The sequence below is a fragment of the Anabaena sp. FACHB-1237 genome, assembly GCF_014696225.1.
GTDB lineage: Bacteria > Cyanobacteriota > Cyanobacteriia > Cyanobacteriales > Nostocaceae > FACHB-1237.
The window spans coordinates 82,924-107,389 of sequence record NZ_JACJPV010000005.1; the positions used below are offsets into that span (position 1 = coordinate 82,924).

The 24,466-nt window shown below is 35.1% G+C and carries 16 protein-coding genes; 8 read left to right on the plus strand and 8 right to left on the minus strand.

All coding sequences use genetic code 11. From position 1 onward, the window contains the following. Positions 1-158: 158 nt before the first annotated feature. From ppsA to H6F32_RS03990, 3 genes are all read left to right on the plus strand, one after another. The gene (gene ppsA, locus H6F32_RS03980; protein WP_190368042.1) at positions 159-2,597 is read left to right on the plus strand and encodes a phosphoenolpyruvate synthase; all 2,439 of its coding nucleotides are present in this window, start codon (positions 159-161) and stop codon (positions 2,595-2,597) included. A gap of 174 nt (positions 2,598-2,771) precedes the next feature. Then, the gene (locus H6F32_RS03985) at positions 2,772-4,316 is read left to right on the plus strand and encodes a pyruvate kinase (RefSeq protein WP_190368043.1); all 1,545 of its coding nucleotides are present in this window, start codon (positions 2,772-2,774) and stop codon (positions 4,314-4,316) included. Between the two features lie 189 nt (positions 4,317-4,505). Next, entirely contained in the window at positions 4,506-6,488 is a 1,983-nt protein-coding gene (locus H6F32_RS03990; protein ID WP_190368044.1) for an ATP-binding protein, read from the plus strand. Positions 6,489-6,677: 189 nt separating this feature from the next. On the opposite strand, the gene H6F32_RS03995 is transcribed toward H6F32_RS03990, so the two are convergent. The 5 genes from H6F32_RS03995 to H6F32_RS04015 all read right to left on the minus strand — a co-directional run bounded on the left by H6F32_RS03995 (position 6,678) and on the right by H6F32_RS04015 (position 14,889). Next, on the minus strand, positions 6,678-7,772 hold the full coding sequence (locus H6F32_RS03995; RefSeq protein WP_190368045.1) for an ATP-dependent 6-phosphofructokinase: 1,095 nt from the start codon (positions 7,770-7,772) through the stop codon (positions 6,678-6,680). Between the two features lie 313 nt (positions 7,773-8,085). Further along, positions 8,086-9,117 (minus strand): dihydroorotate dehydrogenase-like protein, encoded by a 1,032-nt coding sequence (locus H6F32_RS04000; RefSeq protein WP_190368046.1) that lies wholly within the window; start codon positions 9,115-9,117, stop codon positions 8,086-8,088. Between the two features lie 136 nt (positions 9,118-9,253). After that, positions 9,254-12,883, minus strand: a complete 3,630-nt coding sequence (gene nifJ, locus H6F32_RS04005) for a pyruvate:ferredoxin (flavodoxin) oxidoreductase (protein ID WP_190368047.1) — start codon at positions 12,881-12,883, stop codon at positions 9,254-9,256. Between the two features lie 387 nt (positions 12,884-13,270). Further along, the gene (locus H6F32_RS04010; RefSeq protein WP_190368048.1) at positions 13,271-13,537 is read right to left on the minus strand and encodes a HetP family heterocyst commitment protein; all 267 of its coding nucleotides are present in this window, start codon (positions 13,535-13,537) and stop codon (positions 13,271-13,273) included. A 266-nt stretch (positions 13,538-13,803) separates the two neighbouring features. Continuing rightward, a complete protein-coding gene (locus H6F32_RS04015; protein WP_190368049.1) occupies positions 13,804-14,889 on the minus strand; it encodes a serine/threonine-protein kinase in 1,086 nt (361 codons plus the stop codon). A 939-nt stretch (positions 14,890-15,828) separates the two neighbouring features. Here H6F32_RS04015 and H6F32_RS04020 point away from each other — a divergent pair. After that, entirely contained in the window at positions 15,829-16,089 is a 261-nt protein-coding gene (locus tag H6F32_RS04020; protein ID WP_190368050.1) for a hypothetical protein, read from the plus strand. Positions 16,090-16,152: 63 nt separating this feature from the next. On the opposite strand, the gene H6F32_RS04025 is transcribed toward H6F32_RS04020, so the two are convergent. Next, the gene (locus tag H6F32_RS04025; RefSeq protein WP_190368051.1) at positions 16,153-16,704 is read right to left on the minus strand and encodes a peroxiredoxin; all 552 of its coding nucleotides are present in this window, start codon (positions 16,702-16,704) and stop codon (positions 16,153-16,155) included. A gap of 40 nt (positions 16,705-16,744) precedes the next feature. Then, a complete protein-coding gene (gene sipA / locus H6F32_RS04030; RefSeq protein ID WP_190368052.1) occupies positions 16,745-16,993 on the minus strand; it encodes a regulatory protein SipA in 249 nt (82 codons plus the stop codon). A gap of 553 nt (positions 16,994-17,546) precedes the next feature. On the opposite strand from sipA, the gene gntT reads away from it, so the two are divergent. Further along, a complete protein-coding gene (gene gntT / locus H6F32_RS04035) occupies positions 17,547-18,902 on the plus strand; it encodes a guanitoxin biosynthesis MATE family efflux transporter GntT (RefSeq protein ID WP_190368053.1) in 1,356 nt (451 codons plus the stop codon). A 75-nt stretch (positions 18,903-18,977) separates the two neighbouring features. Here gntT and H6F32_RS04040 read toward each other — a convergent pair whose 3' ends face one another. Beyond that, positions 18,978-19,478 carry a Spy/CpxP family protein refolding chaperone gene (locus H6F32_RS04040; RefSeq protein ID WP_190368054.1) on the minus strand — a complete coding sequence of 167 codons (501 nt, stop codon included), beginning with the start codon at positions 19,476-19,478 and terminating at the stop codon, positions 18,978-18,980. Positions 19,479-19,676: 198 nt separating this feature from the next. On the opposite strand from H6F32_RS04040, the gene H6F32_RS04045 reads away from it, so the two are divergent. The 3 genes from H6F32_RS04045 (at position 19,677) to H6F32_RS04055 (ending at position 24,367) form a co-directional block, all read left to right on the plus strand. Beyond that, positions 19,677-20,873, plus strand: a complete 1,197-nt coding sequence (locus H6F32_RS04045) for a sensor histidine kinase (RefSeq protein ID WP_190368055.1) — start codon at positions 19,677-19,679, stop codon at positions 20,871-20,873. Between the two features lie 38 nt (positions 20,874-20,911). Further along, on the plus strand, positions 20,912-21,559 hold the full coding sequence (locus tag H6F32_RS04050) for a response regulator transcription factor (protein WP_190368056.1): 648 nt from the start codon (positions 20,912-20,914) through the stop codon (positions 21,557-21,559). Between the two features lie 693 nt (positions 21,560-22,252). Continuing rightward, on the plus strand, positions 22,253-24,367 hold the full coding sequence (locus H6F32_RS04055) for a 4Fe-4S binding protein (RefSeq protein WP_190368057.1): 2,115 nt from the start codon (positions 22,253-22,255) through the stop codon (positions 24,365-24,367). Positions 24,368-24,466 lie beyond the last annotated feature (99 nt).

Below are 24,466 nucleotides of genomic sequence, written 5' to 3' on the forward strand. Positions count from 1 at the left end.
ATATTTATGATCCCTGATTGTTCAAGAAAGTTGGAGATCATTTACTTTTGTTAAGAAAATATATCCTCACAAGATCCTCAAAATATCTCTGTATAACAAAAATATAGCTGAAAAATTCATGGGTTACATGAGAATAAATCTTGAAGGAATGTAACAGTATGTTAAACACACAACTGAATCCAGAAATAGCCCAACAAGAAAGACAAACGGCGCTGGTATTACCTTTTAACTGTGTAGGTATTGTAGATATTCCCCTAGTAGGTGGTAAGAATGCGTCATTAGGGGAAATGATTAAACAACTGGATACTAAAGGTGTAAAAGTTCCTAATGGGTTCGCTACTACTGCCTATGCTTATAGATATTTTATTACTGATGCTCAAATAGAAAAACAATTGAGAAAGATTTTTGCTGACTTGGATGTAGAAGATGTTGATAATTTACGACGATGTGGTAAATTGGCCAGATCATTAATGTTAGAAACGCCATTTCCCATGGACTTACAGGAAGCGATCGCTCGCTCTTATCAAGCCTTATGTCAAGTATATGGTACAGATACAGATGTAGCGGTGCGTTCTAGTGCTACAGCCGAAGATTTACCTGATGCTAGTTTTGCAGGACAACAAGAAACTTACCTGAATGTACATGGGCTTTCAGGTGTATTAGACGCTTGCCATAGATGTTTTGCCTCTATCTTTACAGATCGTGCTATTTCCTATCGGCAAATTAAAGGTTTTGATCATTTTGAAGTTGCTTTATCGGTTGGTGTCCAAAAAATGGTACGTTCTGACTTAGCAAGTTCAGGTGTAATGTTCTCTATAGATACAGAAACAGGTTTTAAAGATGCGGCTTTAATTACGGCAGCCTATGGTTTAGGTGAAAACGTGGTGCAAGGTGCTGTCAACCCTGATGAATATTTAGTATTTAAACCTACTTTAAAAACCGGACATAAACCCATTTTACAAAAACGCTTAGGCACAAAAGAAATTAAAATGGTTTATGATGTTGGTGGTACAAAACTAACAAAAAATGTTTCCGTTCCTGACTCAGAAAGAAGACAATTTGCCTTAAATGATGATGAAATTCTGCAATTAGGAAAATGGGCTTGTATTATTGAAGATCATTATTCCCAAGTGCGAGGAATGTTTACACCAATGGACATAGAATGGGCAAAAGATGGTATCACTGGTGAATTATTTATTGTCCAAGCTAGACCAGAAACAGTTCAATCCCAAAAATCTAAAAACGTCCTGAAAACCTATCAGTTAAAAGAACAAAGTCCCGTATTATTAACTGGTAGAAGTGTAGGCGAAATGATCGGCAAGGGTAAAGCCAGAGTCATCCTTGATGTTCACCAAATTAATCAGTTCCAAAGTGGAGAAGTATTAGTTACCAACCGTACAGATCCGGACTGGGAACCTATTATGAAAAAAGCTAGTGCAATTGTGACTAACTCTGGTGGTAGAACCTGTCATGCCGCAATTATCGCTAGAGAAATGGGTATTCCTGCCATAGTTGGTTGTGGAAATGCAACTACAGTTTTGACAAATGGTCAAGATATTACTGTGAGTTGTGCTGAAGGTGAAACAGGCAAAGTTTACGCAGGTTTATTAAACTTTGAAATTCATGAATTGCCGTTAGATGAATTGCCCAGAACTCGCACAAAAATCATGATGAATGTGGGCAACCCTGAAGAGGCTTTAGGTTTAACTGCCATTCCTAATGATGGCGTGGGTTTAGCCAGAATGGAATTTATCATTGCTAATCATATTAAGGCACATCCTCTAGCATTGTTACATTTTGATGAATTGGAAGATGAATTAGCTAAGTACAAAATTGCAGAATTAACAGCCCAATATGAAAGTAAAGCAGAATTTTTCATTGCCCAATTAGCCCAAGGTATCGGCACAATTGCTGCGGCATTTTATCCTAATCCTGTGATTGTGAGAATGTCCGATTTCAAGAGTAATGAATATGCTAATCTTTTGGGTGGAAGACAATTTGAACCTAAAGAAGAAAACCCGATGATCGGTTGGCGTGGTGCTTCTCGTTACTATGATTCTCGGTATCGTGAAGGTTTCGCTTTAGAATGTCAAGGGATGAAACGAGTTCGGGATGAAATGGGTTTAACCAATATGATTTTAATGATCCCATTCTGTCGCACTCCCGAAGAAGGAAAACGGGTATTAGATGAAATGGCCGCTAATGGTTTAGTGAGAGGAGAAAACGGTTTAGAAGTTTATGTAATGTGTGAATTGCCTAGTAACGTAATTCTTGCGGATGAATTTAGTAAAGTATTTGATGGTTTCTCCATTGGTTCTAATGATTTGACTCAACTAACGTTAGGATTAGATCGAGATTCAGAATTAGTTGCCCATCTGTTTGATGAACGAAATGAAGCGGTAAAACGCACCATTGCTAAAGCTATTGCTACTGTGAAAGAACATGGTAAGAAGATTGGTATTTGTGGACAAGCACCTAGTGATTATCCAGAGTTTGCGAGATTTTTGGTAGAATTGGGAATAGATTCTATTAGTCTCAATCCTGATTCTGTGATTAAGACAATGCTGGAAATTGCTTCAGCAGAAAAAGGTCAATAATTAATTGACAATTAAGCCAGATCCCCGACTTCTAAGATCAATTGATAGTTGATTTATCAGGTTTAAAAAAGTCGGGGATCCAATATTCGACAGTTTGGCAGCAAAAAGTGAATTTTCAAATCTAATAAATCAAATCTTAAATTATCGGGTTCTCTTTAGCAGAATTTACTGATTATGCAGCCAATAAGTTTAGAAAAATCAGAAGAATTACCCACAGGAAATTTTGCAGCATCGGATCTAACTCATCCTGCTAATTTGTTGCAAACTTTAGAGGAATTACGTCAAACTGTAGAAAGAGAAGGTACGGAAATATTTACAGAATGGCGATCGCAAATTCATCGTTTAGCATTTATTGATAGTAGTCTGAATCTGGCCTATTATTTAGCATTAAGAAGACATGATTTACGCCCCCTACAAGCAGCTTTAATACCCTGGGGTTTATCTTCTTTAGGCCGCATAGAAGCTAAGGTTTTACCCACTTTAGACGCTGTAATTGCCACCTTAAAAGCAGTTTGTCGTCAACAAACTAGTTCACAAATTAATCATCCACCAATTAGAGAATTTTTACAAGGCGATCGCTTACTACAACAAAATACAGAACATTTATTTGGTGAAACTCCACATCAGCGCCGGGTAAGAATTATGGTGACATTACCCAGTCAAGCTGCTACTAGTTATGAACTTGTGAGGGACTTAATTCGTCAAGGTACAAATTGTGTAAGAATTAATTGCGCTCATGATCAACCTACACAATGGTTAGGAATGATTAATAATGTGCGTCAAGCCGAAATAGAATTAGGATATACTTGCAAAGTAATGATGGACTTAGCAGGACCAAAACCCAGAATTAAATATGCCATTGCCCCCCATCCTAAACATCGTATATTTAGAGATGATTTACTACTTTTAACCCACGAATTACCCACAACTTTAGGCTCACAAACATTTCAAGCTAGTTGTACAATTCCTGAAATATTACCACAATTAAAAACAGGGGCAACAGTGTGGATTGATGATGGTAAAATTGGCGCGAAAGTTGAATCAATTACTTACGAAGGAGTGTGGTTAAGAATTACCCATGCTCGCATTAAAGGAGAAAAAATATTACCAGATAAAGGCATGAATTTTCCCTACACAGAGTTAAATCTAGCAGCATTAACAGAGAAAGATAAACAAGATTTAGACTTTATTGCTACCCACAGTCATAACATTGATATCATCGGTTATTCTTATGTACAAACTGCCGCAGATATCCAACTTTTACAACAAGAACTCACAGCTAGATTACCAAAAAATGCCAAAGTTCCTGCCATAGTTGCCAAAATAGAAACACCTTTAGCTGTGAACAACTTACCAGAGTTAATTATTCAAGCAGCAGGAACACAACCCTTGGGAATTATGATTGCTAGAGGAGACTTAGCCATAGAAATAGGTTATCAAAGATTAGCAGAAATTCAAGAAGAAATTCTCTGGTTATGCGAAGCCGCGCATATACCTGTAATTTGGGCTACTCAAGTATTAGAAAATCTGGTGAAACATGGAATGCCATCTAGGGCAGAAATTACCGATGCTGCGATGTCAGAACGAGCAGAATGTGTCATGCTTAATAAAGGTGCTTATGTGGTAGAAGCTGTGGGTATTTTAGATGATTTACTCACTCGCATGGAAGCCCATCAACTTAAAAAAACACCTCAATTGAGAGCTTTACATTCTTGGTAGAGTATCTTGGAATGCATGACTTCCGCTTTGCGGTACTAATGGATCCTCAACTTTTCAAAGGAGTTGAGGATCTTTGTATTGGCAAAATTTTACAAAAATTATTATCATCATATATACAACTACACTTATAATTACAACTATAAGTTTGTAATTATTGCAAAAGTAGCAAAATATATTACTGATCTAGCTATGAGTCATCAACCCTTGGAGCAAGACACAATAGAAAGAGAAAGATCACAAAATTCCCTAGAACAAAGTGAAGCAAGACTATTTTTAGCCATGTCAGCAGCTAACATGGGAATATGTGACTGGAATTTAATAAATAATCAGGGTATTTGGACAGATAATATGCCCAAATTATATGGTGTTCCTAATAATAGTAAATGCCCCAATTTTCCAGATTTCCTAAACTTAATTTATCCAGAAAATCGCTCTTCAGTAAAAGAAGCTATATATTTAGCAATGGAAAAAGGAGTAGAATTAAGCATTGATTATCAAATAATTTGGCCAGATGGTAGTCTTCATTGGTTAGGTAGTAGAGGTAAAGTTTATCATGATGAAAATAATCGCCCCATTCGTCTAATTATCATTACTAGAGATATATCGGAAAGAAAAGCAGCCCAACAAAAAATTTATGAACAAGCAGCACTTTTAGATATTGCTAATGATGCTATTTTTGTCAGAGATTTTCAAGCACAGATTTTATATTGGAATCAGGGAGCGACGAGAATTTATGGTTGGGAAAAGTGTGAAGTTTTGAATAAAACCATTAAAGAAATTTTTTATAGAAATATTTCCTATACCCAGGAAAAATTAGCTTTAAAAGCAGTAGTTAAGTCGGGAGTTTGGTTAGGAGAATTACATAAAGAAACTAAATTAGGAAAAAAAGTCATTGTAGAAAGTCGCTGGACATTAATGTTTGATAGTGATGGACAACCTAAATCTATTTTAACTGTAGATACGGATATTACCTACAAAAAAGAATTACAAGAACAGTTTTTTCGTTCTCAAAGAATAGAAAGTATTGGCACTTTAGCTAGTGGTATTGCCCATGATATTAGTAATATCCTCACGCCAATTTTAGGCTCTGCCCAATTACTGAAAATTAAATTAGGTTCACAGCAAGAATGTGAAAGAGAAATGATAACAACTATTGAAATTAATGCTAAACGCGGTGCTAGTTTAATTAAACAGTTGTTATCATTTGGTAGAGGAGTTTCTGAAAAATCTCAAATTATCAATGTCAAAGATTTGATTCAGGAAATTATGCAATTTACGCAAACTTTCCCCAAAACTATTGAATTTTCTCAACACATACCTGAAAAATTATCATTTACATCTGGAAATTTTACTCAATTATATCAAGTATTAATAAACCTATTAATTAATGCCAGTGATGCTATGCCTCAAGGTGGTAAGATTGATATTAGCGCTGAAAATTTATATATTGATGAAACCTATGAACAAATGAATTGTGATGCTAAAGTGGGCAATTATGTAGTAATTAGTATCACGGATACAGGAGAAGGAATAAAACCGGAGAATTTAGAGAAAATTTTTGAACGATTTTTTACCACCAAACCAATAGGAAAAGGTACAGGTTTTGGTTTATCAACAGCTTTGAAAATTGTTAAGGAACATGAAGGTTTTATCAATGTTTTTAGTCAAGTTAATAAAGGGAGTAAATTTCAAGTATTTTTACCAGCTATCAATATAGGAAAAACCGAGGATCACAATGAAGATGTAGATGTAGATGTAGATGTGGAAAAATATCAAGGAAATGGAGAATTAATTTTACTAGTGGATGATGAGGCGAAAATTAGGAAAATAACTAAGAAAATATTAGAAAATTATAATTATCAAGTGATGACTGCTAGTAGTGGTATAGATGCGATCGCTCTTTATTGTCAATATCAACATAATATTAAAATGGTATTAATGGATATTATCATGCCAGAAATGGATGGCATTATAGCTATTCGCACATTAAAAAAAATCAATCCTCAAGTAGAAGTAATTGCTTGTACAGGAATGAGTACATTAGATATATTAGAATCTATTAATAATATCCCAGTAGCATCTATTTTATTAAAGCCATATACTAATAGAGAGTTACTTAGCAAATTAAAAGAATTGACAATGGACAATGGACTTACGCAAGTGTCACAGTAAAAAATCTGTTGTAGGGTGAGTCAGATATCAACAATTTGGTTATTTACATGATTTATAATGTATGACGTGGTTGGTGAGCTTGTCGAACCACACCTTACAAATGTACAAGTTGCCTAAGTCCTGTTGATAATTTTTCGTTGTCAACTATCAACTATCCACTATCAACTATCCACTATTAACTATCAACTATCAACTATCGCCTACATAAATGCCTAAAGATCGGGCAGTTTGAATTAAATCACCATCAGGATCTACATAAAAAGGACTCCTCTTAACCACATCCGTAATAGGAACAGAAACAACGTGATTATCTTGCCAAGCTATCATTTGATTATACGTTCCTTGAGCAATTAAATCTACTGCTTTTTTACCAAACATAGTGGCTGTTAACCTATCTAAAGCGGAAGGAATTCCACCGCGTTGAATATGTCCTAAAACTGATACTCGCGTATCTACAAAATGATGAGTTAATTCTGTAATTTGATCCGCAATATATTGACCTCTGCCACATTTAGGTGCAATAAAATGAGGAGAAGGGGCATTTTCTAAACTGCAAGTATCACCATTGCATAAATCTTCTAAACAGGGAGTAGCACCTTCAGCTACCACAATAATAGCAAACTTCCTTTTCCAGCGATCGCGTAATTCCTGCAAATGATCACAAATACCCTTAATAGTATAAGGAACTTCAGGAATTAAAATCACATCTGCACCTCCAGCAATACCAGAGTGTAACGCTAAATGTCCGGCCGTGCGTCCCATCACTTCCACGATCATCACTCGATCATGACTTGCTGCTGTAAATGTGAGACGATTAATAGCGTCAACGACGGTATTTACAGCTGTATCAAAACCGATAGCACGTTCTGTTAAAGCCACATCATTGTCAATGGTTTTAGGGATACCGACTAAATTCCATCCACCTGCCACTGCTAATTGATTAATAATATTTAAGCTACCATCACCTCCAATTACAATTAAAGCATCTAAGCCCAATGCTTGATAACTTGCCATCATTTCAGGTATGGAAGCTAAAGTATCACCCTTATTAATACTGCCCAAAACAGTACCGCCCATATTTAATAGAGGATCAATACCGCGTAAGTCCCAGCCGTGCATACTCAAAGGAACTGTTTGGCGTTCTAATAAGCCTTGGGTAGCATAGGGAATACCCACCACTTCCCAATCGTAAGTAAGATTAGCATGACTAACCACAGCGCGAATGGCGCAATTTAAGCCTGGACAGTCACCACCACTAGTAAGAATACCGATACGTTTGTTCATAATTTGGTGTGTAATATAACATCAAGGAATCAGGAGTTTGGCTTTCATACCCACCTGGAACTTGAGTTCCAGGCTAATAGCTAAAGTTTACTAAAGTTTACTAAAGTTTACTAAACAATTTAAAAACAATTCTGGTTATTTCAGTCATCTTTAGATGAATTTTGCTATTAGACACAGGAATCAATTCCCAGTCGGGCTATGGGTTTTACGTTAAGTTGACACTTATGTATTGTTTCCAGATATCTCGCAATGCTTTGAGAAAAATCCCCAAAACGTTGTTCCTAGTACCCAATCACCCATTACCCATCACTACTTATCGTACTGGTGCTAACTTTTGTATATTCCGTTCCCAGACTGGGTTATAAGTTTGTAACGCCTTCATATATTGAGCGCGTTCAAAAGCACTAGGATCAGGGCAATTACGCTGACTCATACTACCTTGCATTTGCTTCACAGATTCGTATTCATGGGTTTCCATCCATTCTAGCAAATCTTCCCGCAAACACTGAATATGATTAATACCATGCCGTAATAAAACAGAACATAACATAGTAGCATTTGCGCCCACCATCAACATCTTTACCACATCATGGGCATTATGAATACCACTGGTTGCGGCCAAACTACCGTTAATATGACCAAAAAGAATAGCTATCCAACGCAATGGTAAACGCATATCTTGGGGTGTACTCAATAATACATGAGGTTCTACATCCAAAGTTTCTAAATTAATATCAGGTTGATAAAAACGATTAAACAACACTAACCCATCAGCCCCAGCATCATCTAAACGTTTAGCCATATTTGCAGTATTAGTAAAATAAGGACTGAGTTTTACAGCTACCGGAATAGTGACAGCACTTTTCACAGATGTGAGAATATCCAAATAATTCTGTTCAATTGCTGAACTTGTTAAATTGGGGTCAGTGGGAACATAATAAATATTTAATTCTAATGCAGATGCTCCTGCTTCTTCCATCAATTTGCCATATTCTGTCCAACCGCCAGGAGAACAACCATTTAAACTAGCAATAATGGGAATATCCACTTGTTCTTTTGCTTTGCGAATATGGTCTAAATATTCTTCAGGTCCAATTCGGAAAGTAGCAGGTTCAGGAAAATAAGTTAAAGCCTCAGCAAAACTTTCTGTACCATAAGTTAAATGATGATGCAGTTCGTATTTTTCTAAAGTTAATTGTTCTTCAAATAAAGAGTGCATCACAACAGCACCAGCACCAGCATCTTCCATTAATTTAATATTATCCACATCTTGAGAAAGGGGAGATGCAGAAGGTATTAAAGGTGATTTTAATTCTAGTCCCAGATATGTGGTGGTTAAGTTCATAATTTTGGTAATTAGTGATTGGTAATTAGTGATTGGTAATTGGTAGCAGATCCCCGACTTCTTTGTTGATCTGGTACAATAAATTATCAATTAATATTAGAAGTCGAATATTAGAAGTCGGAGATATTATTTGGCGTTATTTAACTGGTTCTGCTTGTTGACTTTCTTGTAATTTTCTCGCAGCTAAATATTGATACATTTGCCAACGAGTATTAACATCTGCTTGGGCTTCTTGTAATAATTCTTTTGCCCTTTCTGGATTAATTTTAGTCAACATTTTAAAACGATTTTCCATGTACATGGAATTTTCTACAGGTATTCTAGGAGTGCGTGAATCAAGCTGTAAAGGGTTTAAACCTTGTTCCACACGGTCGGGATTATAACGATATAATAACCAACGTCCAGAATCAACTACAGCCTTTTGATTTTGCATAGCTGTGGCCATATTAATACCATGAGCAATACAATGACTGTAGGCAATAATTAATGATGGTCCATCGTAGGCTTCCGCTTCTAAAAATGCCTTTAATGTTTGTTCATCTCTTGCACCCATGGCCACACTAGCAACATAAACATTACCGTAAGTCATGGCAATTAAACCTAAGTCTTTTTTAGTTGCAGGTTTACCACCAGCGGCAAATTTTGCTACTGCACCTTTGGGGGTAGATTTGGACATTTGACCACCTGTATTAGAGTAAACTTCTGTATCTAACACAAGAATATTTACGTTGCGTCCACTAGCAATTACATGGTCTAATCCACCATAACCAATATCATAGGCCCAACCGTCTCCTCCAATCATCCACACACTTTTCTTCACTAAATAATCAGCAAGGGATTTTAGATTTTTGAACGCAGATAAACGCTGACAAACACCGATATCATCTTCTTGTATCTGCGTTAATCTGTGTTCATCTGCGTTAATAATTTCCTCTAATTTTCCTTTGAGAATTGATACTCTTTCTCTTTGTTCATAAATATCTGCTTCGTCTTTTTGTTCAGCATTGAGAATTGCAGCAACTAAATTATCTCCAATTTCAGAGGCTAATTGTTGCAATAAATAAACGGCAATTTCTGCTTGTTTATCTATAGAAACGCGGAAACCTAAGCCAAATTCAGCATTATCTTCAAATAAACTATTGGACCACGCTGGACCTCTACCTTCAGCGTTTTTAGTCCAAGGAGTTGTAGGTAAATTACCACCATAGATAGATGAACAACCAGTGGCGTTTGCTACTATCATGCGATCGCCAAATAATTGCGTTACCAGTTTAATATAGGGTGTTTCGCCACAGCCTCCACAAGCACCAGAAAATTCAAATAATGGTTCTTGCATTTGTTGTTGATTAATATGATTCAACTTCAAATTTCTGCGGTCTGGATTTGGTAAACTCAAGAAGAAATCCCAATTATGTTTTTCTTGTTCTCTTAATGGTCTTTGTTCTGCCATATTAATGGCTTTTTTCTTAGGTTCTGCTTTATTTTTTGCCGGACATACATCCACACATAAAGCGCAACCGGTACAGTCTTCCGCAGCTACTTGAATCGTGAATTTTAAATCATGCCAATCATGTTCTTTAGCATTAGCACTCTTGAAAGTGCCAGGGGCATTTGCTAACTGTTCAGGTTCATAAACTTTACCCCTAATTACACCATGAGGACATACCATGACGCATTTTCCACATTGAATACAAACATCAGAGTCCCACACAGGAATTTCCTGGGCAATATTGCGTTTTTCCCATTTAGATGTACCCGTTGGATATGTACCATCACAAGGTAATGCACTCACTGGTAAATCATCACCTTCACGGGCAATCATTTTACCTAAAACATCACGCACAAAGGCAGGTGCAGTGTTAGGAATTGGTGATTGGTGATTGGTAATTTGTGATTGTTTAGTTAATTCTTTAGTAGTGATTTCGTGCAAATTCTCCAAGGTTTTATCAACAGCTTGAATATTCATTTGGACGATTTCTTCACCTTTTTTACCATAGCTTTTACGAATTGATTTCTTAATTTGCGCTATAGCTTCATCTTTGGGTAACACACCTGATAAGGCAAAGAAACACACCTGCATAACTGTGTTAATATGTCCGCCCATTCCCGCTTCCCGTGCCACTTTATAGCCATTAATCACGTAAAGTTTCACATTTTTATTGATAATTTCCTGTTGCATAGAAATGGGTAATTGTTCCCAAACTTCATCTTTATCGTAGGGTGAATTTAATAGGAATGTACCACCAGGAATAATATCTTTCAACATTGGGAATTTTTCCACAAACTCCCATTGATGACAAGCCACAAAATTAGCTTTACTAATTAAATAAGTAGAACGAATTTGTTCTGGCCCAAAGCGTAAATGAGAAACTGTCACAGAACCAGATTTTTTAGAATCATACACAAAATAACCTTGGGCATAATTATCGGTTTCTTCCCCAATAATTTTGATAGAATTTTTATTTGCCCCTACCGTACCATCTGCACCTAAACCATAGAAAATTGCCCTTACTGTGCTATCTGTTTCGATGTTAAATTGCGGATCATATTCTAAACTAGTGTGAGTGACATCATCATTAATACCAACGGTAAAATGATTTTTTGGTGTGGCACTAACCAAGTTATCAAATACAGCTTTTACCATTGCAGGAGTAAATTCTTTAGATGATAAACCATATCTACCACCCACAACTTTAATATTATTAATTCCCTTTTCTGATAAAGCTGTAATCACATCACTATACAGAGGTTCACCAATTGCCCCAGGTTCTTTTGTTCTGTCTAAAACTGCAATACTTTGGGTTGTTTTTGGTAATGAATCTATAAATCTTTGGGTGTCAAAAGGACGATATAATCTAACTTTAACTACGCCAACTTTTTCACCATTTTTATTCAGATAATTTATGGTTTCATGCACTGTTTCACAACCTGAACCCATGAGAACAATTATCTTTTCTGCTTCAGGATCTCCATGATATTGGAATAGCTTATATTCTCTTCCCGTTTCCGCCGCAAATTCATCCATTACTTTCTGTGTAATATCAGCACAAGCCAGGTAAAATGGATTCACTGTTTCTCTAGCTTGAAAGTAAACATCGGGATTTTGGGCAGTTCCTCTTAATACTGGTCTATCAGGTGTTAATGCCCGCCCACGATGGGCTACAATTAATTCTATGGGTAGGAATTTTTCTAAGGTTTCTCTTGTTAATGTTTCTACTTTCCCTACTTCGTGGGAAGTGCGAAAACCATCAAAAAAATGTAAAAATGGTATCCGTGATTCTAAGGTTGCCCTGGTAGAAATAAGTGCAAAGTCTTGAGCCTCTTGTACGGATGCAGCACATAACATGGCAAAACCTGTACTTCTAGTGGCCATAACATCGCTGTGATCACCAAAAATAGATAATCCCTGTGCTGCTAGGGATCTAGCCGCAATATGAAACACTGTAGGTGTCAGTTCACCAGCGATTTTATACATATTAGGAATCATTAACATTAATCCCTGAGATGCTGTAAAGGTTGTTGTTAGTGAACCTGTCTGTAATGCACCATGTACAGCACCAGCAACTCCTCCTTCACTCTGTAACTGCACCACTGAAGGAATAGCACCCCAAATATTAGGTTTATTTTCACTCATCCAAGCGTCAGACCACTCGGCCATAGGAGAAGATGGTGTAATTGGATAAATAGCAATTACTTCATTGATAGAATACGCTACTTTAGCAACCGCTTCGTTACCGTCTATCGTGGCATAATTTCTCGTTTTCATCGTCATTAACCTTTAATTTTTCTCAAATATAGGACTTACACAACTGCTACATTGGTAAGGTGCATCAAATATCAATAATCTGTTTATTTACAGAATTTATGGAGTCTGACGCACCCTACAACAGATTTTTGGTGTAAGTCTTAATAGAATTAGTAAAACTCATTTAGTTTTCTAGTTTCTCCTTTGAGATTAAAGGTAAAATTTGAGGAAGTTGTGAGGAATACTCCACTGTCTTAAAAATACCAAATTTCTTAATATCACCCAGTTTGAATTTCAGTTGAAATTTACATTTATTAACTTTCTTATAGTTATGTTATCCTCAAAGAAGTCAGCTTGATCTTTAATAAAAGATCCCTGACTTCTGGAATAGATCAGGGATTTTGTTGTTTAATTGAGTGATGATAAATCTGGATAATGATCTGAATTATTAATGTTTTGATGAGATGTATTGGTAATCAAAAGACGATTTTTTTGAATCAAACGGCTATAAGTACGTTGAGGAATATAATGAATAGGATTGTAACCAATATAGCGCAAAATTAACACACAAGCCCAAGAATACCGACCATTAGTTATGGCTTCAGTAATTTCATTAAATTGTTCAGGAGTCATGATATTATGACGATGATTGTGAGAATAAGTTTGGTAGTTCATAAATCTTGATCTTCTAATATTGTATGGTTTTATGCTTTTCATGCTTTTCATGCTTTTTAGGTTTTATAAACTTTTTTCCTATTCCTTAGTCTCTATCTACAGAGATAAATTTTTTCATATCCCCCAGATCCCGGACTTCTCCCAGATCCCGGACTTCTCCCAGATCCCGGACTTCTCCCAGATCCCGGACTTCTCCCAGATCCCGGACTTCTCCCAGATCCCGGACTTCTTAAAGAAGTCCGGGATCTTTATCTTTATTATTAATACTATGGGTTTTGACGAAATTTAGCTTTCATTTCTTGTAATTCTTTCTCTATTGGATCATTAGCTTGTGGTTTTCCTTGACTACTTGTAAATTGAGTTTTCATTTCTTGTAATTCTCTCTCAATAGCCGGATCTCTGGCAATAACTGGTTTAATAGGAGTAGTTGGTAATGTTGTACTTGGTTGTTTAGGTTTTTGGCTAAGATTTGGGTTGACATGGTTTAAATCTTGAATAATTTCTGCAACTTTTTGATATCTTTGACTAGGAATAGATTCAACCATTTTATTAATAATGTTAGTTAATTGTTGACTTACAGGAGTCTTTAAGAAATGTTGCCAAATCCACACTCCATTATGACTATCATAACTATCAAAAGGCGATCGCCCAGTTAACAAATTAATACAAGTCACTCCTAAACTATAAATATCACTGGCAAAAATAGCCTTTCCTCGCATTTGTTCTGGTGCTACATATTCAGGACTGCCAATACTTGTACCTGTCTGATTTAAAGCAGTAGCCGTAGCTGATTTTGCCGCACCAAAATCCACAATTACTAATTTATTATCACTACTACGACGAATAATATTTTCTGGTTTAATATCCCTATGTATCACTTTTTTATTATGACAGAATTGCAATACTGGCAATAAATCATTTAACAATAATCTAATTTTATCTTCATTAAAAACACCATTTTTTATTAATTCTTGATGTAAATTTAAACCATTAATAAATTCTTGCACTAAATATTGTCTATTATCCTGTGTAAAATATGCTAACAACTCAGGTATTTGCGGATGTTGTCCTAAATCATCTAATTGTACTGCTTCTTGATTAAATAATTCTATTGCCTTTTGTGCGGTATTTGTTCCTTGTGCTTGCGGGTAAAACTGTTTAATCACACATGGAGGTTTAGAAGGTTTATCTTCATCCACTGCTAAAAAAGTTCTCCCAAAACCACCTTGTCCGATAGGTTTAATAGCGCGGTAACGCTCTTTCAATAATAGTTTAGTACCACAAGTTAAACAAAACTTGACATCATCAGGGTTTTCTGGTTTAGAACAGTGAGCATGAAGACAATAACTCATAATTTTAGATTTAGAGATTTAGATTATTGATTGTGATTCTATTTCTAATTCTATCTTTTATGTACCAAAACCTAAAAACCCGATCAAGATTGACCGGGTTTTGAGCGAATTTAGAGATTTCAAATGGGTAAACTTAATAAGTTGATAATAAGGTGGACTGGGAAAACACAAACTAGGCATCTTAATGTTTTTCCGCTTTGGGATTTGGTTTAACCACTTACAGATGGTCTTTTGCCACTTTTTATTAAATAATGCTGTCGTTTGTCCGGGCTAATGATGGAGGACACTGGATCAATCGCCCCTTTGTTTTTTTTACTCTGTGTCCTGATGCTTTTAATATAGCACCGTTTTTTCTGATGAGATCATTTATTTACTAAACTTGATGTTTCTTAAAATTCCTTAACATTTGCTCGGAGCAAATGCCGTAAATTCGTGGTGATGATATTGATTTTTAGTAGAAATTTTATTTGTACAGCATTTACATACATATTGCATACATAATTACATCTTATAAACATATATAAGATACCCGACTTCTTAAAGAAGTCGGGTATCTGGCGATTGAGGTCTGATTTATTAATGCTATAGATATGAAAAGAAAAACAAATCAATAAAATTTTAATAATTTTCATAAATCGTAGTGAATGTTACACACAATTATGAAATCAGTAGTTAGGATTGAAAAAATGTTGAATCAATCTAGGAAAAGCCAACAAAAATCATTATTTCCCTCAATTCTTTTCTGTCATAGAAAGTTATTAATAGGAGTTTAACGTTCCCAAACAAAATATTCTCCAAACATCCTCATAAAGTTTTGAAAATTGAATGAAAAGCAATAGAGAAAAGTAATTTACCCATCTGAAAAAATGTAGTGCAGGCATCTTGCCTGAAATATTGGCATAATTTTGAGATTTTTCGACACCCGAAAAGGAGTTTACCATGCCTCAACAAATGTGCTGGTTATCTAAGTCTAGTGGTGATGATGAGAAGATTTTGTATTTACAAATAGCACCGGGACAACCTTGGCGGCCTTATACAGCGTTTCCCCAATTTTCAGTTCCAGATTATCGTATTCCTGGTGGTTCAAAGGGTTGGGCAACCTATCAGAAACTATTGAAAGCAGGTTGGACATTAGTACCTAGTGCTAGGGCAAGTGAGTTTTCTACTAAGATTATTGTAGAGGCAACTGTTAATAGTTAAATAGTAGATGATTCAGATCCCCGACTTCTTAAAGAAGTCGGGGATCTTATTTATTTTATGAACTTATGAAACTTGTAATTCTGCTAATCTTCCCAAAACTTCCTTACTGTGAATTGTCGGCGCAACTTTTACAAAAGTTTCCCTTAAAATACCTTGAGGATCAATAATAAAAGTATGGCGCATAGAAGACACTCCCAACCATGAACCATACATTTTACTAACTTCACCTTTTGTATCAGCTAAAAGAGGAAACTTCAAACCTTCAGAATCACAAAATTCTGCATGAGAATTAACATCATCAGCACTCACACCAATAATCTGTGTATTTTTGGCAATGTATTTAGGTAAATCTTCTTGAAAACGCCGCGCTTCAATGGTACAACCAGAAGTAAAATCTTGGGGATAAAAATACAAAACTACCCATTTTCCACGATAATCACTTAATGAAATTTCTCCATTTCCTACATTAGTTGGTAAGGTAAATTCCGGTGCAGGCTGATTAATTGCTGGTAATTTACCACCTAATGCTGTGGCACTAGGCATAAAGTTAAACCAATTAATCACTGTTAAGCAAATGGCAAATAAAATGATGATAAAATTGCGACGAAAAATCATGATTCTCAACAACAAAATACTTAACACAAGTTTACATCATTTATGAGTGATTTGTGGATGATTCTGGTGGATTTTCTATACTTTCCATATATTGACTATCTATCAAAAAAGTACCTTTACTTAAACGAATACCCCAATAACCTCCGGGACGACGGTCAATAACTATACCTTCTTCCCCTAGTGTAATAATATCAGGAGGACGTAACATAGGCATAGAATCAGCAGTTTTTACGTATGTAGGTAGGGCAATAATGCGAACTTTACTACCTATAGGAAACTCTGGCGACATGAGGCAATAATTCCTATAATTAATGATTTAATCTCATTAAGACTTAACTAGTGTAAGGTGCGTCAGACAGCATAAATAATGTAAATAAACAGGTTATTGATATCTGACGTACTCTACTAATTTTCTAATTGGGTAAGTCCGGTTGATTTAACCAATTTATTCCTGTAAATTCTACATTATTTTGTCAGAGAAAATACTTAAAAAACCATTAAAAAACCATTGATAAAATCAGGGTAGCTTTCAGTTTGATAGCAAAAGGAATCACTTTTCTTTTTGATTTATTCTTTATTTAGTTTTTATGTATTTTGATGACAAATAATTACAAATATTATATGATCTGGGTAATTTAATGTTTACAATCTAATTAATGTCATTGAGGATCAGGTCATGTACAAAAACATTGGTCTAGCAATATCTACATTGGCCAAACCAATACTTCTGGTAACGATATTTAACTTATCACTACAGTCAATCTCTGTAGCAGAACCACAAGGATTTAAAACCCCTAGCGGTAATATTTTTAGCTAAAATCACCACACAATCAACAAGAAACATGACATTTATAGTCCCCAGTAATTACAATTTTTTAGGCAGATTTTACCGACTAGCTAGTATTAGTATTTTGGCTAATATGATGGTTCCTTTAGCTGGTTTAGTAGATATTGCTTTTTTAGGACATTTAACAGATATTCGACATTTAGCAGGAGTAATTCTTGCCACTATTCTGTTTGATTATCTCTATCGTGTGTTAAAATTTATGCGTTCTAGCACTAATGCAATTACGGCGCAAGCAGTGGGTAAGGATGATGATAAAGCTGTAATTTTAGCTGGTTTACGCAGTGGTTTAATAGCTTTAATAGTGGGTTTAGTTATTATTTTATTGCAATATCCTTTGCAAAAAATTGGTTTCTTTATTTTGAGTGGTTCTTCTGATATTGAAACGGCGGGAGTTGATTATTTTTATGCGCGAATTTGGGCAGCACCTGCGGTATTATTGAATTTTGTTTTATTTGGTTGGTTTTTGGGTAGAGAAATGAATTGGGTAATGTTATTAATGTCTATGGTGGGTAATGTTTCTAATGTTATCTTAGATTATTTCATGATTTCTAAATGGGGTTGGGCTAGTGCTGGAGCAGGTTTAGCAACGGCGTTAAGTCAATATTTAGCTTTACTTATTGGTTTAATTTGGATGGTTTTTACTATTCCTTGGCAAGTTGTACCATCTGCTATTAAAGAATTATTTCATTGGGTATCTTTGAAAGAAACTTTTGTTTTAAAGGCTAATATTTTGATCAGGTTTATAATCTTAATTTCTGTCTATTCTATTTTTACTAATTTGAGTGCATCTATGGGAACAAATGTGTTAGCACAAAATGGTTTATTATTACAAATTGCTCTATTGAGTCAATTTACAATTAATGGTGTGGGAATGACAACACAAACTATGATCGGTAATTTTAAAAGTAAAGGTAATTCCCAACAAATGATCCCTGTTTTAATAGTTGCTGTAGTTACTAGTGTAGTCATAGCATTAGGCTTTTCTAGTACATCTATTTTGTTTCCTGATCACGTTTTTGGATTATTAACTAATCATACAGAAATAAATCAAGATATTAATCAATTTACGATTTGGTTATTACCTATTTCAGTAATTACAGGAATTACTTTTGTTTTGGAAGGTTATTTTATTGGTTTAAAGGAAGGTGGAATTTTACGCAATGCGGTATTAATATCTTTTTTTGTGGCTTTTATTCCTGTATTAATTGCAGCTTGGTATTTCCACAATAATCATTTATTGTGGTCTACTTTGTTATCTTATATGACTAGTAATATGATTTTTTTGGCTGTCTCTATACCGCAAACATTGCCAGTTAAAGTTACAGATGAACTGACAGATAAAACTGCCTAAAACATCAATCCCCAAATTATTTAACTTGAATAAACTTAAATAATTGGGGGATATGTTTTAAATAAATGGAATCAATTATTGGAAGTTTCCATTTTGCTGACGAGAACGCATATTTTGTTTAAATTTTTCCAGTTTGGCTTTTTGTTCAGGAGTTAAAACACCTTCCATTCCTTTTTTTGCTGATTCTCTAGCTGCTTTAATTTCTTTCTTTTGTGCATCAGTTAAATTTAAAGACTCAAATATATTTTCTTTATCTCTACCTCTGCCTTCCAATTTTTGATTGCCATTTTTTCTCGCTTCGTGTCGTGCTTTCATTTGTGCTTTTGCTGCTTCTAATTTTGCTCTTTGTTGAGGAGTTAATACAGATTCAATTTTTACACGGGTACTTTCATGAATTTGTTTGAGTTGCGCTTTTTGTGCATCTGTTAAATTCAATTTACTAAAAGGACTTTTTTCCATTGTTTCCTGTTCTGGTGGTGGTGGATTGTCACCCATTTGCGCTTGAGCTATAAAAGGTGTGGCTGTTAAAGCTAGAGCAAAAGTACCAGCTATAAGTGATAGTGTTTTAATTTTCATAATCTGCTCCATGCTTGCTTTGTTGTTTATGGTTTGTTGTTTGTTTTTCTATGTTTTTATCATAATCCTTTACTTGAGTAATGACATGAGAAAAAAGTCATATCTTTACCCGTTACTTTAGTCATGGTTACTTTATTCACCATAATATATACAATAAAATAAGATTCGTGACTTCTGAATATTACAATCAATAAATCTATGAATAAACCTATTCAATTTGATAATCATCCATTTAGATTTCTCCTTTATTTAGAATGGATACTATTAGGATTTTCAGTTTTTATGGTACTTTTGCCATCTGCTTCTCCACGTTTTCCTAGTGATTTTCCTGAAATAACAATTTGCAGTTTAACTATTTTCGGTGTTATGGGTTTATGGTTGCCAACTCAGAATAAACCTCAAAAAATACTCTATACATCTATACAAGTATTTTTAATTATAATTACTGGCTTTTTTGGTGGAAGAACTGCTAGATTATTTCCTTTTTTGTATTTAATTTTAGTCACTCGTAGCTGTTTAATTTTTCAGCTTCCTGGCAGATTAATAGTAACTTTATTATCGTTTATTCTATTCTTAATGAGTCTGAAACAACGAATTCCACATCGGATAATGTCACCTTTTGAACAAGAAAGATTTCACTTTTTCAGTTTTAGTTTAGCGGTACTTTTTGGATTAAGTTTGGTATTTGTTTTATTATTAATGAATGCAGTTTTATCTGAAAGAGAAAGTCGAGAAAAGTTAGCATCTGCTAACCAAAAATTACGAGAATATGCTTTAAAAATACAAAATCAAGCTACTTTAGAAGAACGTAATCGTATCGCTAGAGAAATTCATGATTCTCTAGGTCATTCTCTCACAGCTTTGAATTTACAATTAGAAACTGCTTTGAAATTATCAAAAACTGATATTCCTAGAGCGATCACTTTTTTAATAACAGCTAAAGAATTGGGTTCAAAAGCATTACAGGATGTGCGTCAGTCGGTTTCTACCATGCGATCGCAACATCTTAATGGTATGTCTTTAGCACCAGCAATTAATACCCTAATTACTGATTTTCACCGTTATAACGGCATTTTACCGCAATGTCAAATTTCTATTAATTCTCCTTTATCAATGGAAATTACTAACCCTATTTATCGCATTATTCAAGAATCATTAACTAATATTTCTAAATATGCCAAAGCTACAGAAATTAATTTACAATTAACTACCACATTCGACAAATTGACATTAATTATCCAAGACAATGGTAAAGGTTTTGATTTACAACAAAATACCACTGGGTTTGGATTACAAAGTATGCGCGATCGCACTCTGGCTTTAGGAGGAGAATTTCAAATTAATACCCAACTAGGAGCAGGTTGTCAAATTATTGTGGAAATTCCTTTATCATAAATAAACGTTTGAATATCTCAAGAGATCACTGAACTACTATGATTACTATTTTACTTGTGGATGATCAAAGCTTAATCCGTCAAGGCTTAAAAGCATTATTAGAATTAGAGCCAGATTTAAAAATTATTGGAGAAGCAGAAAATGGCGAAAATGCCATTAAATTAGTTACTGAATTACATCCTGATGTAATCTTAATGGATATTAGAATGCCGATTATGGATGGAGTAGCTGCTACTAAACAAATTATGACTCAGTTTCCGCAAACTAAAATATTAGTGCTGACCACTTTTGATGATGATGAATATGTCAAAGCCGCCTTAAAAAATGGTGCTATTGGTTACTTACTTAAAGATACCCCTTCTGAAGAATTAGCGATCGCCATTCGCGCAGTCAATAAGGGATACTCCCAACTTAGTCCAGGAATAGTCACAAAACTCCTCAACGAATTTGATCCTAGTCCATCCATACCAGATAACTTAACCGAACTTACCCCCAGAGAAAAAGAAGTTTTGCGCTTAATTGCCATAGGTGCTAAAAATCGAGAAATAGCAGAAAAACTTTACATCTGTGAAGGTACAGTTAAAAATCATGTAACAAATATTCTTAATAGGCTGAACTTGAGAGACCGTACACAAGCAGCAATTTTTGCCAACACATTTTTAGGGTACTTAGAAGAAAATACATAAACAATGTTGGAGTGATGCTTATTGTTAATTAACCTCCATTTCTTGAAGAAATTGGGGATTTTTATTATTTTTCAATCTTTACATAACTAAATACATTCATGCTGTTTATGTCATATTTTTTACATTTCCACAACAATATTACTTTATTTGTATTTTTGGTATTTTTGGTATTTTTGTATTGTATTAAGCTGTTGTGCTTTTAATTTGGATAATAGATGCAAGCAAGATGCTTGCACTACAGTAATTTTAGGTTTTTTAGTTATACATAGAACTTACGCAAGTGTCACACTAAAAAATCTGTTGTAGGGCGCGTCAGATATGAACAATTTGGTTATTTAGATGATTTATACTGTCTGACGTGGTTGGTGAGCTTATCGAACCACACCCTACCAATGTGCTAGTTTGTTAATTTTTATATCAAAATTACGGATTTGTGAAAATAAATAATAAACTAGAAATCTGCTTGAATCGCTACCAAGTAAGTCAACACAATAAAATCCAGATATGTTTATTTTTGTAAAAACCGTAAAATACCCTTATTTATAAAGTATTTCATTAATTTACATTTAGTTACACAGCTTGATTACTTAACGGGGACTTACTTAGACAACATCAGGAATTTGAACAGGAGCGCGTCTAGCGATAAATCAGACTTTGATATTTATATATAAACTAAAGTTGAGAAAAGATGCTATGGATAAAACATCCCTTACTTCTATTTCACCTTGGACTATTTCTCCGGTTATTAATCTTCAACAACAAGAAATTAGCGAATTTCCTAGCAAAGCTGGTAAGAAGTTAGCCCAAAGAGTTCTGGAAACCACCAAAGATTTGAAACCAATTATATTACAAGCACCTCCCGGCAGTGGAAAAACTTTTACCGCTAATTTTATTCATAGAAAATCTGGACTAAAAAACGGTATTTTTGCGGAAATAGATTGTTCCCAACTACCCAAGGATGATACAGGAAAGATTGGTATTGATAAACTCTTAGGGAATATTCATCAACAGGGGATAATTGAAGAGATTCAAGAAGCTACCTTATTAATTGATAACATACATTTGTTAAACGAAGAAGAAAGCGATCGCCTGAAAATATACTTAAAAAGTCAAGAGAGTACAACGAGTCAAGTACGCTTTATTCTTGCCAGTTCTAAACCTATAATCATACCTGGTTTAGAAGTTCATCAACTCAAACTTTTTCCCCTTTCCCAAAGAAAAGAAGACATCCCTATTTTTGCTAACTATTTCTTAAAAAAATTCTGTCAAAAACAAAATCGTCCCCCTTTACAACTGAGTCAAGTCTCTTTACGGCGGTTACTCAGTTATGAATATCCTAACAACCTTTCCGAATTAGAAATCATTATGGAAAGGGCAGTATTAATGACTCCTGCCGACCAAACGATGATTTCTGAACAAGTATTATGGTCGGTAGAATCCAATAAAAATAGCTTTCGCATTGACTTATTAAACTATATCCCCCCTTTGCGCCGTTTTTTTCTGAGTAACTGGTGGTTAACCCCTTTCTGGTGGTTACATATAACAATTTTTATCCCCCTGGTTATTCTCGGTTTTATCGGTTCACCAACACGAGATCAAAGCCTTGTACTGAATATATTCTGGGCATGGTGGTGGCCATTATATTTATTGCTGTTTCCCCTAGTGGGAAGACTTTGGTGTGCAGTTTGTCCATTTATGATTATGGGTGAATGGGTCAGAAATATCTCCCTTTGGATTTATCCGCGTCAATTGCGCCCCTGGCCGAGTAAATGGCTTAATCAATGGGGAGCGTGGTGTGTTTGGGGAGGATTCTTTCTGATTTATTTATGGGAAAAACTCTGGGATTTACCTCATTCAGCCTATCTTTCAAGTTGCTTATTACTATTGATTACAAGTGGGGCTGTAATCTTGAGTTTCATCTATGAACGTCGTCTGTGGTGTCGTTATTTGTGTCCCATTGGCGGTATGAATGGAATGTTTGCCAAGCTATCTATGATTGAGTTGCGTTCTACCGAGCAAGTTTGTGCTACTCAGTGTAATACCTTTGCCTGTCAAAAACCAACTCCAGCTACAAAAGTGACATTCGCAGAGGCCTTACCGACGGAAGGACAAGCAAGTAATGCCTGTCCTCTGTATACTGTACCGGCTAAGTTGTCCAATAACCGCGATTGTGTGTTATGTATGGAATGTCTTAAATCTTGCCCTAATCGTTCTGTACAGCTAAATTTGCGCTTTCCCGGTGCTGATTTATTGGAAAATCATCAAGGTTTTCCCGCCGAAGTTGCCTTAATGCTGTTACTGTTAGGGGGAGTGTTTCTGCACAATTCCCACAGGTTTCTCAGTTGGTTTGGTTTAGGTGATTTGTCAGTAGATTCGCAGCATTTATTAGTAGCTGTACCGGTAGCAATAATTTTGTTAAGTCTACCTGGGATAGTAACTTATTTAACTCACCATCTGAGTCGGAAAATTGATCCTCAAATGCCCGATTATTTAACGGTTGTTTATGCCTATTTACCAATGACATTGATAGGAAATCTAGTATATTATATACCGTCTTTAATCACTGAATCTGGGAGAATTTTCCCAGTTCTTGCCCATAATTTGGGTTATCATAGCTTAAATTTACCAAGCTTGACATGGAGTGCAGATGTAGCTAATTTTATCCAAGGAGTTATATTGCTTTGTATTCTGCCGTTGAGTATTTTGCTCTTGAGCAAAATTACTAACCGTCCTTTTTTCAGCAATTTGCCACATCTTGGTTCACTTATGGGGTTTGTTGCTGTGTTTTTTGCTATGATGATATTTTAGCCCACATTCCGCAGTCTAGTACGTGGGATAACATGGTATAAATCAGTTCCTTTAATAATTTATTTCTTCATTATTATCCTACCTAGATCCCCGACTTCT

What these genes read in the sequence shown, in the direction of transcription:
- H6F32_RS04050 (WP_190368056.1), top strand. Translation starts at nt 20,912, where the DNA reads ATGATTACTATTTTACTTGTGGATGATCAAAGCTTAATCCGTCAAGGC.
- nifJ (WP_190368047.1), bottom strand. Translation starts at nt 12,883, where the DNA reads ATGAAAACGAGAAATTATGCCACGATAGACGGTAACGAAGCGGTTGCT.
- H6F32_RS04015 (WP_190368049.1), bottom strand. Translation starts at nt 14,889, where the DNA reads ATGAGTTATTGTCTTCATGCTCACTGTTCTAAACCAGAAAACCCTGAT.
- H6F32_RS03990 (WP_190368044.1), top strand. Translation starts at nt 4,506, where the DNA reads ATGAGTCATCAACCCTTGGAGCAAGACACAATAGAAAGAGAAAGATCA.
- sipA (WP_190368052.1), bottom strand. Translation starts at nt 16,993, where the DNA reads ATGTCGCCAGAGTTTCCTATAGGTAGTAAAGTTCGCATTATTGCCCTA.
- H6F32_RS04025 (WP_190368051.1), bottom strand. Translation starts at nt 16,704, where the DNA reads ATGATTTTTCGTCGCAATTTTATCATCATTTTATTTGCCATTTGCTTA.
- H6F32_RS04055 (WP_190368057.1), top strand. Translation starts at nt 22,253, where the DNA reads ATGGATAAAACATCCCTTACTTCTATTTCACCTTGGACTATTTCTCCG.
- H6F32_RS03995 (WP_190368045.1), bottom strand. Translation starts at nt 7,772, where the DNA reads ATGAACAAACGTATCGGTATTCTTACTAGTGGTGGTGACTGTCCAGGC.
- H6F32_RS04000 (WP_190368046.1), bottom strand. Translation starts at nt 9,117, where the DNA reads ATGAACTTAACCACCACATATCTGGGACTAGAATTAAAATCACCTTTA.
- H6F32_RS03985 (WP_190368043.1), top strand. Translation starts at nt 2,772, where the DNA reads ATGCAGCCAATAAGTTTAGAAAAATCAGAAGAATTACCCACAGGAAAT.
- H6F32_RS04040 (WP_190368054.1), bottom strand. Translation starts at nt 19,478, where the DNA reads ATGAAAATTAAAACACTATCACTTATAGCTGGTACTTTTGCTCTAGCT.
- ppsA (WP_190368042.1), top strand. Translation starts at nt 159, where the DNA reads ATGTTAAACACACAACTGAATCCAGAAATAGCCCAACAAGAAAGACAA.
- H6F32_RS04045 (WP_190368055.1), top strand. Translation starts at nt 19,677, where the DNA reads ATGAATAAACCTATTCAATTTGATAATCATCCATTTAGATTTCTCCTT.
- H6F32_RS04020 (WP_190368050.1), top strand. Translation starts at nt 15,829, where the DNA reads ATGCCTCAACAAATGTGCTGGTTATCTAAGTCTAGTGGTGATGATGAG.
- H6F32_RS04010 (WP_190368048.1), bottom strand. Translation starts at nt 13,537, where the DNA reads ATGAACTACCAAACTTATTCTCACAATCATCGTCATAATATCATGACT.
- gntT (WP_190368053.1), top strand. Translation starts at nt 17,547, where the DNA reads ATGACATTTATAGTCCCCAGTAATTACAATTTTTTAGGCAGATTTTAC.